Below are 15056 nucleotides of genomic sequence, written 5' to 3'. Positions count from 1 at the left end.
GACGAGGGCACGCGGCATACGTTGCGTTGGTGGTGTGGCTGAGACTCAGTCCAGCCTGATCGGACTTGACCCCTCACAGCTGCGGGACTCGGTCGCAGAGCGACCTGCGTTGCCTCCGCCGCTCGTTGCTCAGTCCAGGTAGTCGCGCAGCGCCTGCGAGCGGGACGGGTGACGCAGCTTGCTCATCGTCTTGGACTCGATCTGACGGATCCGCTCGCGGGTCACGCCATAGACCTTGCCGATCTCGTCGAGGGTCTTCGGCTGACCGTCGGTGAGACCGAAGCGCATCGAGACGACACCTGCCTCGCGCTCCGAGAGCGTGTCGAGGACCGAGTGCAGCTGCTCCTGAAGAAGCGTGAAGCTCACCGCGTCAGCCGGGACCACGGCTTCGGAGTCCTCGATGAGGTCACCGAACTCACTGTCGCCGTCCTCGCCGAGGGGGGTGTGCAGGGAGATCGGCTCGCGGCCGTACTTCTGCACCTCGACGACCTTCTCGGGCGTCATGTCGAGCTCGATCGCGAGCTCTTCGGGCGTGGGTTCGCGACCCAGGTCCTGGAGCATCTGGCGCTGGACGCGGGCCAGCTTGTTGATGACCTCGACCATGTGGACCGGGATACGGATCGTGCGGGCCTGGTCGGCCATGGCGCGGGTGATGGCCTGACGGATCCACCACGTCGCGTAGGTCGAGAACTTGTAGCCCTTGGTGTAGTCGAACTTCTCGACCGCACGGATGAGGCCGAGGTTGCCCTCCTGGATGAGGTCGAGGAAGAGCATGCCGCGACCGGTGTAGCGCTTGGCCAGTGAGACGACGAGTCGCAGGTTGGCTTCGAGCAGGTGGTTCTTGGCGTTCTTGCCGTCCTGGGCGATCCACCACAGCTCGCGCTTGAGCTTCATGTCGATCTTGTCGCCGGAGTTGAGGCGCTCCTCACCGAAGAGACCGGCCTCGATGCGCTTGGCGAGCTCGACCTCCTGCTCGGCGTTGAGGAGGGCGACCTTGCCGATCTGCTTGAGGTAGTCCTTGACCGGGTCGGCCGTCGCGCCAGCGGTGACGACCTGCTGGACGGGTGCGTCCTCCTCGTCGTCGTCGCGCAGCACGAAGCCACCGGCGGCCACGGGCTCGGGCGTGTCCTTGGCCGTCTTGTCCTCGGCGTCGTCGCCTTCCTCGGTCTCGGGCGCCTCGACGCTCTCGGCCTGGGCGGCTGCGTCGGCCTTGGCGGCGGCGACCTTCTTGGCCGCCGCCTTCTTGGCCGCGGCCTTGGTCGCAGGGGCTGCTGCGGCGGAGGCCGCCTCCTTGGTCGTCGTCGCCTTGGCGGCGGCCTTCTTGGCGGGAGCTGCCTTGGTGGTCGTCACCGGCGCGGCCTTCCTGGCGGGAGCCGAAGCCGCCTTCGCGGGACCGGCCTCTTCACCAACGGCCGTGGCGGCAGTGGTCTTGGAGGCAGCGGTCTTGGGCGCAGCGGTCTGGGAGGCAGCCGACTTGGCCGGTGCAGCCTTCTTGGCGGCGGCCTTCTTCGTCGTCGCGGTGGTCGTCTTGCTGGCCGAGGCCTTGGTGGCTGCCACGGCCCGGTCCGGCAACGTCATGCTGACCTGGATGCCTTGGGCTGCCAGTGCCGTGAGGACCTTGCGACCGCGGCTGGCCTTCACGCCGGCCGCGTGAATGGCCTGGGCCACCTGCTCACCCGTGACCTGTCCCGTCGTGTGTCCGGTGCGGACGAGGTCCTGCAGAGCCGGGTGGCTGAACTCGCTGGGGAGGGGCATCTCGGAGGCGTTCGTGGGCACAGGCGACACCGACAACCTTTCGTCACGGGGAGCACACGGTGATGCTCACGCTCGGGCGGAGCACTGACCGGCTGGTCGAGTTTGTGCACTCTCTGACGTGATCCGCAGGGGTGAGGATCGGCCGTTGCTTGGAGGGTGCCTTTACATTATAAATCGCCGCGGCCCTCATCCCTATTCCGTGGGGCCGCGGCGATTCGCGCACCTGCCCTCGCACCACCCCCTGAGGGCGGTCCTGTGCGCTCACGACAGGGCAGGCGTGGGGTCGGTCAGCTCTTGACGGCGAGCACCGGGCACGGCGCGTCGAGCAGGATCCGCTGGGCGTTGGAGCCCAGGATCAGCTTGCCCACGGGAGTGCGACGACGCAGTCCGATGACGATGAGCTGGGCACCGATCTCGTCGGCGACTGCGAGAAGGTCCTCGGCGGGCTCGTTGCCGCGCACCAGCTGACGCACCTCGACATCGACCCCCTTGCTCTTGAGGTCCTCGCCGAGCGTGGTGAGCTCACTGCCGTCGCTGGACCCGTCACGGTCGGAGTTGATGATGACGAGGTTGGTCTTGCGCAGGAGCGCTTCCTCGCCGGCACGAGCCAACGCGGCCGCGCCCTCCTTGGTCGGGATGTATCCCACGACGATGGCCACGAGTTCCTCCTTGTCAGCAGGTCAGCCCGCTCGGGCTCTTGCTGGGACCGTACCGGAGATTGTGACGCTTGACACGGGGCGCGACGGCGAGCCTTCGACGGCGTTCTCCGGCGCCACCGCTCAGGGGACCGGCCCACCAGCGAGCGCCTCGCGGATGATTTCTCCGACCCGACCGATCTCGATGAGGAAACCGTCATGACCGAATCGCGACGGGATGTGCCGGAGCGTCGTGCCCGGACGCAGCGCCGCGATCTCGTCGGAGAGTCGTGCCGGGTAGAGCCGGTCCGTGTCGACCCCCGCCACGACGAGGTGGCCGGCAAAGGCCGCGAGCGCCGCACCCACTCCGCCACGGTCACGGCCGACGTCGTGGCTGTTCATGGCCTCGCTGAGGACGAGGTAGGAGTTGGCGTCGAAGCGGGCGCCGAGCTTGCCCGCGTGGTGGTCGAGGTAGGACTCGACGGCGAACCGGCCGGTGCGTCCGTCGCTGCCCAGTGGCTCCTCGCCGAGCTGCGCCTCACGACCGAACCGCTCGGCGAGCTCGCCCTCGTGCCGGTAGGTGACGTGCGCGATCCGACGGGCGATGCCGAGCCCGTCCAGAGGCGCGACACCGTGCTCGTAGTAGTCGCCGCCGTGGAACCGGGGATCGGCGCGGATCGCGAGCAGCTGTGGTTGGCACCAGGCGATCTGGTCGGCCGTCGCGTAGGCCGTGGAGGCCAGCACGATGCACGTGTCGACCCGCTGCGGGTGGGTCGTGGCCCACTCGATGGCCCTCATCCCACCCATGGATCCACCGAGCACTCCGGCCCAGCGGTCGATGCCGAGATGGTCGGCGAGCCGAGCCTCGACGGCGACCTGGTCGCGGATGGTGATGGCCGGGAAGCGTGCGCCCCACGGGCGACCGTCCGGCGCCTCGCTCGAGGGCCCCGTCGTGCCCTGGCAGCCTCCGAGCACGTTGCTCGCGACGACGAAGAAGCGGCGGGTGTCGAGGGGCCGTCCGGGGCCGACGAGCCCGTCCCACCACCCGGGGGTCGCGTGACCGGGCCCGGCGGGCCCCTCGACGTGGGCGTCGCCGGTGAGGGCGTGCTCGACGAGGACGGCGTTGTCGCCCGCCTCGTTGAGCGTGCCCCAGGTCTCGTAGGCGACCGTGACGTCCGGCAGCGACCCACCCCGTTCCAACGCGACGGGGCCGACACCCACGAACTGGCGGTCTCCGGGATGGTCACCGGGGCGCCAGAACGACGCCGTCGGGAGGTCGGTGATGGTCATCTTGCTGGGCTCCTCGGATCGCGCTTGCCCGCCGGAGTTCGGCAGGGCCGTGTCTTCACCCGGGGCACCCCACCGCGAGGAGGGTTGCCGCCCAGCAAGCCGGGGCTTGTCGCTGGGACTCATGACCTTGGGCATGAGTCTAGGACCGGGGACACCCGCCGGGACAGCCTGTCCGCAGCGTGAGAGGTCGACTCAGGAGCCGACGCTGCCCCGGCCTCACGCGTGACGCGTTGACGCGTGTGACGCCGTCACGCGGCCAGGTCGGTCCACGCGTGGCGCGGTCGCATCTGGAAGTCGACCATCCGGCCGAGGTAGCGCGCCAGGGTGTAGCCCGGCTCGACGCGCAGTGCTCGCGCCACCGCGTCACCGGCGGTCGACCCGTTGCCGATCCCCCAGGCCACGCAGGCGGAGACCGTGCAGATCGCCGCGGCCTCGTGGGACCAGTCGTCAGGCACTCGCGTGCCGAGCCGGAGCAGCCGTCGCAACACCGTCTGGGAGCGCTCCGACGTCGTCGCCGGGCCGCCCTCGACGTGCTCGACGAGAAGGCCGCGTGACGCGTCGTCGACCTGGTCGAGCGGGAACATCACCGGGGACATCCACGCGATGAGGGCGTCGCGCCACGGCTTGTTGACGAGGGAGCGGGTCATGAGGGCCACGTCGGCGTCGGACACCTCGAACGTGTCGCCCCGCTCCCCCTCGGGTGCGAGCACCCGGGCCCAGAGGTGCGGGACGCGGTCGACATCCCCGATCCAGTCCGCAGCGCGGGCCCTCGCCTCGGCGAGCTCGTCGGCGAGGCCGGGTGTGTCCACGTCGTCCGGGTCGATCTCGAGCACCCCCTCGGGATCGATCTGGGACACGATGTCCTCCCAGGGCTCCTCGAGTGCGTCACCGACCCCCGAGCAGGCCGAGGGGTCCTCGGCGACGAGGTCGCCCATCGCCTCGCGACCGGACAGGGGTGCGCTGCCACGGGCGATGAACTCGGCGACCGCGGGCACGGACGCCTCGTCAGCCATCGCGTGACCGTCGAGGTGCTCGCGCCGGACCGCGTCGAGAGAGCCCCTCGGCCGGCAGCACCAGCCCCACCACCGTCCCCCGCGCACGACGACGTGGTCGATGAGCTGGACTCCGGCGTCGAGCAGGCCGTGGTGCAGGGCACGCATCAGGGACCGTGACTGGCCGGGCACGGACTCGTAGCCGACGAGCATCGCCAGCTCCGGCCCGACCCTGAGGAGGCTGTCGAGGACGCCGGCGGCCACGCCCTCGACGTCACGCTCGGAGGGGAGGTCGGTGCGAGCCACGGGCCCGACGATCTTGTCGGTCACCATGAGGATGGCGACGCAGTCTTCGAGGCGGTAGCCGAGCTGGTGCGGCAGGACGGCGAGCAGCTCGTCGGTGGTGGAGATCTTCACTGAGGTCATGACCCCAGCGTCTGGAGGAACCCGGATCCCGGGAAGCCTCAGCTCACGCCGTTGTGGACAACGCGGCATACCGGATCGGCTTGTGGACAGCCCTCACGCACGAGGTGACGACGAACCGCCACGCCCGTCGTCGACGACTTCGCCGGGCACGGCACCCTGAGCCGCGCCGTGACCCGAGCCGCGACCTGTCGAGCGCTCCCACGCGAGGAACTCCTCGGTCTCGGTGACGAGCTGCGCCGCGAGCCAGGAGCCGACCACCGCGTCGTCGGCGAGGCCGAACACTCCCAGGATGCCCTCCGGCAGGAGGTCGACGGGTGAGACGAGGTAGCCCGCTGCGCCGAGGATCATGAGGAGCCGGCCGACGGACGTGCCGGTGTACTCACCCGAACGCACGGCCTTGAGCAGGCGCGGCACGGCCTGGGCTCGTTCGACCATGGACGGGCCGCCGGGGCGGGTCGCGATGCGCACGGCCGTCGCGAGGCTCCTGAACGTGGCCACCTTGGAAGCCATCGCCATGGTCAGACCCCCGTGATCCGCGCCGTCGCCGGCGGGAACTCGCGGCGGGCGTTGTCGGCGATCCGGTTGAGCAGCCAGCCATCGAGCCCGGCGCCCACGACGCCGCCGATGAGCGGCACGTTGCGACCGAAGCGGCTGAACGTCTTCTTGCCGGCGGTCGACAGGAGCCGGAAGCCGACCGCCTTGTTGACGACCATGAGGGCCGGCCCGGGAAGCCGCTGGGCGGCCAGGTTGGTCATGCGGCCCGCCGGCGCGACCATGCCGGCCTTGGCGAGCAGGTCGTCGGCATCGGCGCCGACGAGCGTGAGGAGGACGGCCGTGCGGACCTGCTGCTGGGCGATGTCATGGCCCCGCAACGACGCGACCGCGCCGGTCATGCGGGTGGCGATGAGGTAGAAGCCGAGCACGTTGGCCGGCAGCGACACGGGCAACGTGATGAAGCCGCCGAGGCTGGTGACGAACCCGCCCGCCGCGGCGAGCTTGAGGTGGCTCCTGATCACGCTGTCGACGGCCTTGTCGACGTTGCCGCCGTTCTTCTTCAGGGCGCCCGCCGCGACCGTGGCGGCCGAGTCGAACGGCCCCTTGCCGTCGATGCCGCTGTCGAGGAGGTTCTCGACGAGCTTGGCGGCGTTGTTGCCGATGAATCCTTGGTCCTTGGGCGCGTCCTGGGCCTGCTCGAGCGCTGACCTGGTCTGCGCGAGCTGGCCCTTGGCGTCCCGGGCGTCGTCCTTGCCGAATCCGAAGAGTCCCATGGTGACCTCCTGTGGCGCGCCCGGTCCGACCGAGCCGCCGTAGCGGTGCTGTCACCACCGATCCTGCCACGTCAGAGCGGGTGCGCCGCTCTGCGCCGAGGGTGTCACCGACCTCACCTAGGCTGCCGCCCATGGCAACCCCCGCCGCAGGCGTCGACCTCGTCGCCGTGGTGGTCCATGCTGGGCGAGCCGCTCTCGTGGGTGCCGGCGGGCGCCGGGCGGGTTCGGTCCAGGAGATCGCCGGCGCCATGGCTGCTGTGGAGTCCACGTCCCGGCCGCGGTGGGTCTGGTGGTCCGCTGCGTATGCCGGTCAGCTGGTTGCCGCTGCCGGCTCACCTCTCGCTCGGGCGTGGGACCTCGCCGAGGCCCACCGGATCCTGCACGGGGGGTGGAAGGCCGAGCCCGGCCGCGTGTGGGCGGGAGCACACGGCATACCCGTCGAGACGATGCCGGCACCCTCGGGAGGCGACCTGTTCGACTTCACCGGCGCCGACGGCATCGGCCCGGAGGAGCTCGTGCGCGGTGACGGCCACGTGCGCGCTGATGCGGCCACGGGCTGGTTGGAGACCGACGAGCGACTGCTGCGGTGGGCCGAGGCGGCGCTGGAATGTGCTGTGCGACAGCGAGATCGGGCAGACTCCCTGGGTTCCCGCATCGTCGGGACGATCCACTCGGAGTCCGCTGCGGCGCTCCTGTGCCTCGAGCTGGAGGCGGGTGGCCTGCCGGTGGACCGCGCTGTGATGGAGCGGCTCATCGGCGAGTTCGCCGGCCCGCGGGCGTCGTCGGACGAGGCGGCCGCTTCCGGACGTCGCGAGCGGGACGCCGACGTGCTGCGGCACGTGCCGGGGCGCGAGTCGACCGACCTGCGCAACCCGGTCCAGGTGCGCGACATGCTCGCCGGGGTCGGCGTGGACGTGCCCAACACGCGCAAGTGGGTGCTCGACGCCTATCGGCACGCCCATCCCGTGGTCGACGCGCTGCTCGCCTGGCGCAAGGCCGAACGCATCGCCACGACCTACGGCTACCGGTGGCTCGACCAGTGCGTGGGCGCCGATGACCGGCTGCGCGGTGGGTGGACGGCCAGCGACGGGGCGGCGGGCAGGATGACGGCCGAGAACGGCCTGCACAACCTGCCGGCGGCGCTGCGGTCAGGGGTGGCGGCACACCCGGGGCACGTGTTCGTGCGGGCCGACCTGGGGCAGATCGAGCCCCGGGTCCTGGCGGTCGTGTCCGGTGACCCGGCCTTTGCCGAGGCGACCCGCGCCGACGACCTGTACGCGCCGGTGGCGTCCCGGCTCGGGGTGGAGCGTCCCGTCGCCAAGATCGCGGTGCTGGCGGCGATGTACGGCCAGCGTTCGGGGGCCGCCGGTGAGGCGCTCAAGGGACTCGAGCGGGCCTACCCCGTGGCCATGGGGCTGCTCGACCGCGCCTACGACACGGGGGTGCGGGGCGAGCCGTTGCGGACGTTCGGCGGTCGGCTCATCCCCACGGGGCGCTTCCTTGCCCAGTCCCCGGTGGGGACGAACCCGGCACTGGACGCTGCGCGGGGACGGTTCGCACGCAACGCCATCATCCAGGGCGCCGCGGCCGAGCTCTTCAAGGCGTGGGCCGCGACGGTGCGCGCCATGGGTGCGCCGCTCGGAGCGCAGATCGTGCTCTGCCTGCACGACGAGCTGCTCGTGCACGCGCCGGAGTCACGGGCCGACGAGGTGGCGGCGCTCGTGGACCAGTCGCTGGCCGACGCGTCGCGGCGCTGGGCTGCCGGTGCGCCGGTGCGGTTCGTCGCCGACACCTCGGTCATCGCGCGCTGGTCCGACGCCAAGGACTGACGCCTTCCTGAGACCTCAGTCGTCGCTGACGTTGCGGAGGAACTCCTCGATGTCGGCGCCGAGCTCCTCGGCCGACGGGAGGTCCTCGGCCTCGGTCGCGAGCAGGCTGGGCCGCTCCTGACCCTCGACGAACGCGTCGTACTGCTGCTCGAGCGCGCTGACGATCTGGCCCGCGTCGGCGTTGTCCTCCAGCTCTGAGGCGATCTCGCGGTTGTTGACGCCCGCCTTGGCGATGAGGTCGTCGTTGGGCAGGTTGAGCCCGGTCGCGTCGGTGATGGCGTTGAGCGCGGCGAGGGCCCCCTCGGCCCACTCGGCCTGCGCGAGGTACTGCGGCACATGGATCGCGAAGCCCAGGGCGTCGCGGCCGGCCTCACCGAGCCGCAGCTCGAGCAGAGCGGGGAAGCTTGCCGGCACCTGGACCTGGCCGAACGGTGACTCCTTGCCGCCGACGAGGCGGGCGTCCGTGGCGTGCGCGGTCATGCCGACCGGACGGGTGTGCGGCACGCCCATGGGGATGCCGTGGCTCGTCACGACGAGCGAAATGCCGAGGATCTGGATGAGCTGGCGAATGGCCTCGATCGCACGCTCCCACTGGAAGTCCGGCTCCGGCCCCGTGAGGAGGTAGTAGATCTGGCCGTCGCGGTCGGACATCCGGTAGAGCACCATCGACGGGTCGGCGTAGCTCTCCCAGCGGTTGGTGTCGAACAGCATCGCCGGGCGACGGCCGCGGTAGTCGAGGAGCGCGTCGACGTCGAAGGTCGCCACGACCTCGGCGTCGCTCGTGTCGACGAGGTGGGTGCCGAGGATGCGCTGGATGTTGCCGGCGTCGATGAAGGCACCGAGCAGCACGATGAGGGCGCCCGGCTGGCGCGTGGGCGCGGGGGCGTCGAGTTCGAAGCGGTAGAGGTCAGACGGGTTCTGCACGGGAACAGCCTCTCAGGGGGGTCGCGTGAAAGTAGGAACGTGTCGGGCCGCACGGAGATTCCCTCATCGGGCTCGACGCACCGCTCGCAGCATCATCGAGCGCAGGACCGGCCCGTGCAGCACCCCGACCGGCACGAAGTAGAGCCGGCCTCGCCAGTTGTGATGCACCACCACCGTGGTGGCGCGCAGCAGCCCGGCGTCCTCATCGACGGCCACCCCCAGCCGGAAGAGCAGGTGCGGTGCATCGGTGACGACGAGCGCCTCGCCGTCGACGACGTCGCCGACCTCGAAGGGGCTCGCCGCCCGCTCACGTGACTGGTTCAGACCGATGAAAGGGACCAGCACGGCGCGCAGACCGAAGAGCGCCTTGACCCACATCGGGAGGCTGCGCGCGTCGAAGATCGCCCGGACCCAGTCGTCCGCGGCGACCCCGGTCGCACCCCTCAGGGCCACGATCTGGACATCGGCGAAGTCGGGCTCGGGCACGCCGTCGAGGGCATGGCTCGCGAAGGCCGCCCCGCCGTTCACGGTGACACCGCCGCGATGGCGGCTCGGATGCGCTTCTCGCTCACGGGATGTGCCGTGCCGAGCGCCTGCGCGAAGAGGCTGACCCGCAGCTCCTCGATCATCCAGGCGATGTCGGTCACCTCGGGCTTCTGCCTGCCGGTTGCGGGGAGGTCGTCCAGGAGATCGGCGTATGCCGTCTCGATCGCGTCGATCTGCGCCTGCAGCTGCGCCTCGCGAGGGTTGGTCGCGGCGCGCTCGAGGCGCTGAAGCATCGCGCGCTGGTAGCGCTGGAGGTGGGGAAGCCGGGCGAGCCCGCTGTCCGCGACGAACCCGGGTCGGATGAGACCGTCGAGCTGTGCCCGCACGTCGGCCGTGGTGGTGGCCAGGCTGTTCCTCACGGCGCTCGTCTCCAGGGAGTCGAGGCGGCGGCGGACGTCGGTGGCGAGGGCGAGCACCGGCTCGACGGCCTCGATGACGAGCAGCACCCGGGTGACGACATGGGTGCGGACAGCCGTGTGCGCGGCGTCGAACTCGGCCTTGGTGCGCACCGAGCCAGCACTGCCCTGCGCCTCCCCCAGGTCCGCGACGATCGAGTCGACCGCCGCGGCGAGGCAGTCCTCGAGCAGGGCCGGGACCGACCCGTGGGGGTTCTGACCGAGAGCGAGCTTCTGGGCGTTGCTGAGGCGGGCGAGGACGCGCTTCCACGGAGCGCTGGTGCCCAGGAGCAGGAGCCGCCGGACCCCCGCCCGGTGGGCCGCCTCGGCCGAACCCGGGTGGTCGAGAACCCGGAGCGACACGCTCGAGCCCTCGTCGACGAGGGCGGGATGACCCTGGATGGTGTGTTCGCCCGACCGGGCCTCGAAGGTCCGCGGCACGTCGTCCACGCTCCACTGGGTGAGACCGCTGCGCTCGATCGAGGCACCGGCCTTGGCGAGCCGCTGACGGACCGCGCTCTGCGACTTCGGGCGGAGCTCGTCGAGGTCCTTGCCGCGGGCGATGACGCGTCCGCCCGGAGCCTCGACCGAGAAGGTGATGCGCAGGTGGTCGGGCACACGCTGCCAGTCCCACTCTCCCGCAGGAATGCTGACGCCCGTGCGGGAACGCAGGACCCGGGCCAGCTCGTCGGTGAAGGCGGCGCCGGCTGACGGCTCGGCGCCCGCGAGAGCGGCCCGGGCATGGTCGGGGGTGGGGACGAAATGGCGACGAGTGGCCTTGGGCAGGGACTTCAGTAGGGCGACGGCCAGGTCCTCACGCAGCCCCGGGACCTGCCAGTCGAACCCGACGGGTGTGACCTGGTTGAGGATCGCCGTGGGGACGTGCACGGTCACCCCGTCGGCGTCCGCCCCCGGCGAGAACTGGTAGGTCACGTCGAGCTCCAGGTCGCCCTGCCGCCACGTGCGGGGGTAGTCGTTCGCCGACACGGCGTCGACGTCCTCGCGGGTGAGGAGCTCCTCCGTGAAGGTGAGCAGCTCAGGCCGGCTGCGACGCTCGCCCTTCCACCAGCGGTCGAAGTGCCGCACCGACGTGACGTCGGGCGGGATGCGTGCGTCGTAGAACGCGAACACCACCTCGTCGTCGACGATGAGGTCGCGGCGGCGCGCGCGCTCCTCGAGCTCCGAAAGGCGCTGCAGCAGTGCGGTGTTGGCCTTCCAGAAGGTGTGGTGCGTGTCCCAGTCACCCTCGACGAGGGCATGACGGATGAAGAGGTCCCGCGCCTCCTCCGGGTTGATCCGGCCGTAGAGCACCGTCCGGTCGACGATGAGCGGCACGCCGTAGAGCGTCACCCGCTCGGAAGCCACGACGCTGCCCTTGGACTTCGACCAGCGCGGCTCGCTGTAGGTGCGCTTGATGACGTGCGCTCCGACCTCCTCGGCCCACTCTGGGTCGATGGCCGCGTTGACCCGGGCCCACAGGCGCGTGGTCTCGACGAGCTCCGCAGCCATGACCACGTCGGGCTGCTTCTTGAACAGGCCCGAGCCGGGATTGATGCCGAATCGCGAACCCCGGGCACCGGCATACTCACGTTTCTGCTCGTCGCGGACCCCGATGTGCGAGAGGAGGCCGGCGAGCAGGGCCTTGTGGACGACGTCCCAGTCCGGCTCGCCGTCGGGCGCGGCGGTGCTCTGGTCGGGCTCGATCCGAGCCGCCTTGCAGGCGCTGCGGAGCTGCTGGTGCAGGTCCTGCCACTCACGGATGCGGAGGTAGTGGAGGAACTCCGCCTTGCACATCCGACGGAAGGCGCTGCTGGACAGTGCCTTCTGCTGCTCCTTGAGGTAGCGCCAGAGGGCGTGGAAGCCGGCGAAGTCCGAGGTCTCGCTCTTGAAGCGCGCGTGCTGCTGCTGCGCCTGCGCCTCCTTGTCGACGGGGCGTTCGCGCGGGTCCTGGATGGTGAGGGCGGCCACGATGACGAGCACCTCGCGGGTGCAGCCGAGGCGGGCCGCCTCGATGATCATGCGGCCCATGCGTGGGTCGAGCGGCAGTCTCGCCAGGGTCTTCCCGTATGCCGTGAGTCGCCTCTCGCCGCGCCTCCCCTTGCCGTCCTGAAGGGCACCGAGCTCGTCGAGGAGGCGGACCCCGTCGGCGATCTGCCTCGGGTCGGGGGCGTCGACGAACGGGAAGCGGGCGATGTCGCCGAGCCCCAGGGCGGTCATCTGCAGGATGACCGCTGCCAGCGACGTGCGCTGGATCTCGGGCTCGGTGAACTCGGCGCGGGACTCGAAGTCCTCCTGCGAATAGAGCCTGACCGCAATGCCGTCCGCGACTCGACCACACCGCCCGGAGCGCTGCGAGGCGCTGGCCTGCGAGATCGGCTCGATCGGAAGGCGCTGCACCTTGGTGCGCTGGGAGTAGCGCGAGATCCGGGCCGTGCCGGTGTCGATGACGTAGCCGATGCCCGGGACCGTCAGCGAGGTCTCGGCGACGTTGGTGGCGAGGATGATGCGCCGCCCCTTGCCCCGGGTGAAGACGCGGTGCTGCTCGTTCGCGGAGAGGCGTGCGTAGAGCGGGAGCACCTCGGTGCCCGGGAGGTTGAGGGCGTTCAGCGCGTCAGCGGCGTCACGGATCTCCCGCTCGCCCGAGAAGAACACGAGGATGTCGGTGGCGGAGTGCCCCGGCGGGGTCTCGGTCCAGAGCTCGGTGACGGCATCGGCGACGGCAGTGACCTGGTCGCGCTCCTCGACGATCCCGCCGCTGTCGTCGCGCTCCACGAGGGGGCGATAGCGGACCTCCACCGGGAAGGTGCGTCCGGAGACCTCGATGACCGGGACCTCACGCACGACGTTGCCGCGGGCATCGGTGGAGAAGTGCTCGGCGAACCGGACCGGGTCGATCGTCGCCGAGGTGATGACCACCTTGAGGTCCGGTCGGCGCGGGAGGAGGGACTTGAGGTAGCCGAGGATGAAGTCGATGTTGAGCGACCGCTCGTGGGCCTCGTCGATGATGATCGTGTCGTAGCGGCGCAGGTCCCGGTCACGTTGCATCTCGGCGAGCAGGATGCCGTCGGTCATGACCTTGAGCCGGGTGCGGTCGCTGCTGTGGTCGGTGAAGCGCACCTGGTAGCCGACGAGGTCGCCGAGCTCGACCTCCATCTCCTCGGCGATGCGCTCGGCGACCGAGCGGGCGGCGATGCGGCGCGGCTGGGTGTGGCCGATCTGGCCGGTGCTGCCCAGACCGAGCTCCAGACACATCTTGGGGAGCTGGGTGGTCTTGCCGGAGCCGGTCTCGCCCGCGATGACGACGACCTGGTGGTCGCGCAGGGCGGCGAGGATGTCGTCGCGACGCTCGACGACAGGGAGCTGGCCGGGGTACTTCAGGTGCGCGGGGTCGAGGGGGCCGCGCTCTGCGACGGCAGCTCCTGACTCTGGCACGGGGTCAAGGATAGGTCGGCCGTGATGCCTTCTCCTCCGAGTTCCCGTCCACGGCATCCACCGCGCGTGCCTCGACCTTGGGGATGACCTTCTCCAGTGTCGTGCCGGCGACGAACATCCGCTGTGCGTCGGGGCCACCGGCCGTGGCGGCCTTCCAGCTGTCGAAGAAGGTCTCGTCGGCCTTCCTCGTCGCCATCGCAGCGCTGTGGCGGCCGAGGGCCTGCGCCTTCTGCTGGAGCGGGAGCCCCTTGAGCCCCGGGACTGGTGGGAGAGTGTCCAGGGGGACCACCATGCGACTAGTCGGGACTGGTTGGCTCCCGCTGACCCTGGCGACCTTGCGCTGCAGCTGCTCGCGCGTGCCGATCGCGAACCGCTCCCCCGTGCCGATCTGCTCACCCGTGTACGCTCGCCGGCCGTCAGCCAGCCGGGACACGGGACTCGCGCCCGCGAGTGCGCCGGACTTGAGGCCCGAGCCCCCGATGAGCGTCACGCTGGCCGCCGTGTTGATGCCGATCTCCTTCCAGCTCCCCTCGTCGTAGAAGACCCGCAGCGCGACCTGACTGGCGGTGCTGACCGCGTCGCTCACCATCGTGGCCTGCCCCACGACCGGCGCCTTCTTGGCCCAGACGGGCAGGCTGCCCACGGCCTGCGAGAAGCCCTGGACCTTGGTGACCGCCGTGTAGTGCCAGGAGTCGCCGAGGATGTCCTCGGCAAGCATCCGGAGCGTGCGGGCCAGACGCCGATCGGCTGAGTCGAACCGCTCCCAGGCCAGCGCGTGCCGCTGTTGCGCCTGGTTCATGTTGGCCAAGACCTGGTTCTGCAGGCTCAGGAGGTCGATGATCGGCTCGCCGGCGTTCATCCGTCCAGCGATCTGCTCCTGGAGCGCCTGGTCGACCGACTCTTCGGCCTTCTTCCACTCGATGGCGCGCTGCGCCGCGGCCTGTGACTCGCCCAGCTCGTCGGCGAAGCCGAGAAGCGCCGCTGCCGCACCGGCATACCGGTCGATGAGCGCGTCGAGGAGCGGCGGCGACTCTCGCACGGACGACTCGAACAGCTCGCCCGCCGGGCTGGCCCACGAGGACCCCGCCTTGAGGGTCACGAGGACGGCGTTGATCGCCGAGAGCTTGGCCGCACCGGACGTCAGAGAGGCCGCCAGGCTCCGGACCGAGTCTGCGTTGCCCTCGATCGGTTGGAGGATGGGGCCGGTCATCGCGTGGGGCCCCCGGACATGCGGCGCACGTCGGACTCGGTCTCGACGTATGCCGTCCCGGCGACCTGTGCCTTCTCACCCAGGTCGCGCATGACCTTGGCGAGCAGGAGCCGGTTGCGCCTCCAGCCGGCGAGCAGGTCGTCGAAGGCCGCGGAGCTCTCGCCGCAGCCGAGGGCCCACCGATCGACCGACCCGTCGGCGGTGGACTCCAGACCATCGGCGACCTCACCCAGGGAGACCCCGAGCGCTGCGATCACCTCGGCACCGATCTGCATCCGTGTCATGCATCAGACGCTAGGTCGATCCGTGGATCTCACCGTCGAGTTATCCACAACCTCCAGCGACCTCGGCGCG

Annotated in this window: 12 protein-coding genes and 1 riboswitch; of the genes, 1 reads left to right on the top strand and 11 read right to left on the bottom strand. The window is 70.7% G+C overall.

Annotated features, from left to right (window positions below):
* Positions 1–129: 129 nt before the first annotated feature.
* From ACFQW8_RS15085 to ACFQW8_RS15060, 6 genes are all read right to left on the bottom strand, one after another.
* Positions 130–1755, bottom strand: coding sequence for an RNA polymerase sigma factor (locus ACFQW8_RS15085; RefSeq protein WP_380089793.1), 1626 nt, complete (start codon positions 1753–1755; stop codon positions 130–132).
* 287 nt (positions 1756–2042) lie between these two features.
* The gene (locus tag ACFQW8_RS15080; protein ID WP_380088809.1) at positions 2043–2414 is read right to left on the bottom strand and encodes a universal stress protein; all 372 of its coding nucleotides are present in this window, start codon (positions 2412–2414) and stop codon (positions 2043–2045) included.
* A gap of 120 nt (positions 2415–2534) precedes the next feature.
* A complete protein-coding gene (metX, locus tag ACFQW8_RS15075) occupies positions 2535–3680 on the bottom strand; it encodes a homoserine O-acetyltransferase MetX (RefSeq protein WP_380088807.1) in 1146 nt (381 codons plus the stop codon).
* Positions 3681–3695: 15 nt separating this feature from the next.
* Positions 3696–3807, bottom strand: a riboswitch (SAM riboswitch).
* A 121-nt stretch (positions 3808–3928) separates the two neighbouring features.
* Positions 3929–5098 (bottom strand): DUF4192 family protein, encoded by a 1170-nt coding sequence (locus ACFQW8_RS15070; protein ID WP_380088806.1) that lies wholly within the window; start codon positions 5096–5098, stop codon positions 3929–3931.
* A gap of 93 nt (positions 5099–5191) precedes the next feature.
* Entirely contained in the window at positions 5192–5614 is a 423-nt protein-coding gene (locus ACFQW8_RS15065) for a YkvA family protein (RefSeq protein WP_380088804.1), read from the bottom strand.
* A 2-nt stretch (positions 5615–5616) separates the two neighbouring features.
* Positions 5617–6366 carry an EcsC family protein gene (locus ACFQW8_RS15060; RefSeq protein WP_380088803.1) on the bottom strand — a complete coding sequence of 250 codons (750 nt, stop codon included), beginning with the start codon at positions 6364–6366 and terminating at the stop codon, positions 5617–5619.
* Positions 6367–6497: 131 nt separating this feature from the next.
* Here ACFQW8_RS15060 and ACFQW8_RS15055 point away from each other — a divergent pair, with 131 nt between their 5' ends.
* On the top strand, positions 6498–8195 hold the full coding sequence (locus ACFQW8_RS15055) for a DNA polymerase (RefSeq protein ID WP_380088801.1): 1698 nt from the start codon (positions 6498–6500) through the stop codon (positions 8193–8195).
* 15 nt (positions 8196–8210) lie between these two features.
* On the opposite strand, the gene ACFQW8_RS15050 is transcribed toward ACFQW8_RS15055, so the two are convergent.
* The 5 genes from ACFQW8_RS15050 to ACFQW8_RS15030 all read right to left on the bottom strand — a co-directional run bounded on the left by ACFQW8_RS15050 (position 8211) and on the right by ACFQW8_RS15030 (position 14986).
* A complete protein-coding gene (locus tag ACFQW8_RS15050; protein ID WP_380088799.1) occupies positions 8211–9119 on the bottom strand; it encodes a proteasome assembly chaperone family protein in 909 nt (302 codons plus the stop codon).
* A gap of 63 nt (positions 9120–9182) precedes the next feature.
* Positions 9183–9647, bottom strand: coding sequence for a DUF2867 domain-containing protein (locus tag ACFQW8_RS15045; protein WP_380088798.1), 465 nt, complete (start codon positions 9645–9647; stop codon positions 9183–9185).
* Entirely contained in the window at positions 9644–13492 is a 3849-nt protein-coding gene (gene hrpA, locus ACFQW8_RS15040; RefSeq protein WP_380088796.1) for an ATP-dependent RNA helicase HrpA, read from the bottom strand. Before hrpA ends, ACFQW8_RS15045 begins: the two co-directional genes overlap by 4 nt.
* 4 nt (positions 13493–13496) lie before the next feature.
* Positions 13497–14702 (bottom strand): hypothetical protein, encoded by a 1206-nt coding sequence (locus ACFQW8_RS15035; protein ID WP_380088794.1) that lies wholly within the window; start codon positions 14700–14702, stop codon positions 13497–13499.
* Positions 14699–14986 carry a WXG100 family type VII secretion target gene (locus tag ACFQW8_RS15030; RefSeq protein WP_380088793.1) on the bottom strand — a complete coding sequence of 96 codons (288 nt, stop codon included), beginning with the start codon at positions 14984–14986 and terminating at the stop codon, positions 14699–14701. The genes ACFQW8_RS15035 and ACFQW8_RS15030 overlap by 4 nt, the downstream gene beginning before the upstream one ends.
* Between the last annotated feature and the right edge of the window lie 70 nt (positions 14987–15056).

It is taken from the genome of Knoellia altitudinis (assembly GCF_042666355.1).
Taxonomy (GTDB): Bacteria; Actinomycetota; Actinomycetes; order Actinomycetales; family Dermatophilaceae; genus Knoellia; species Knoellia altitudinis.
This window is presented reverse-complemented; position numbering and strand designations above follow the sequence as displayed.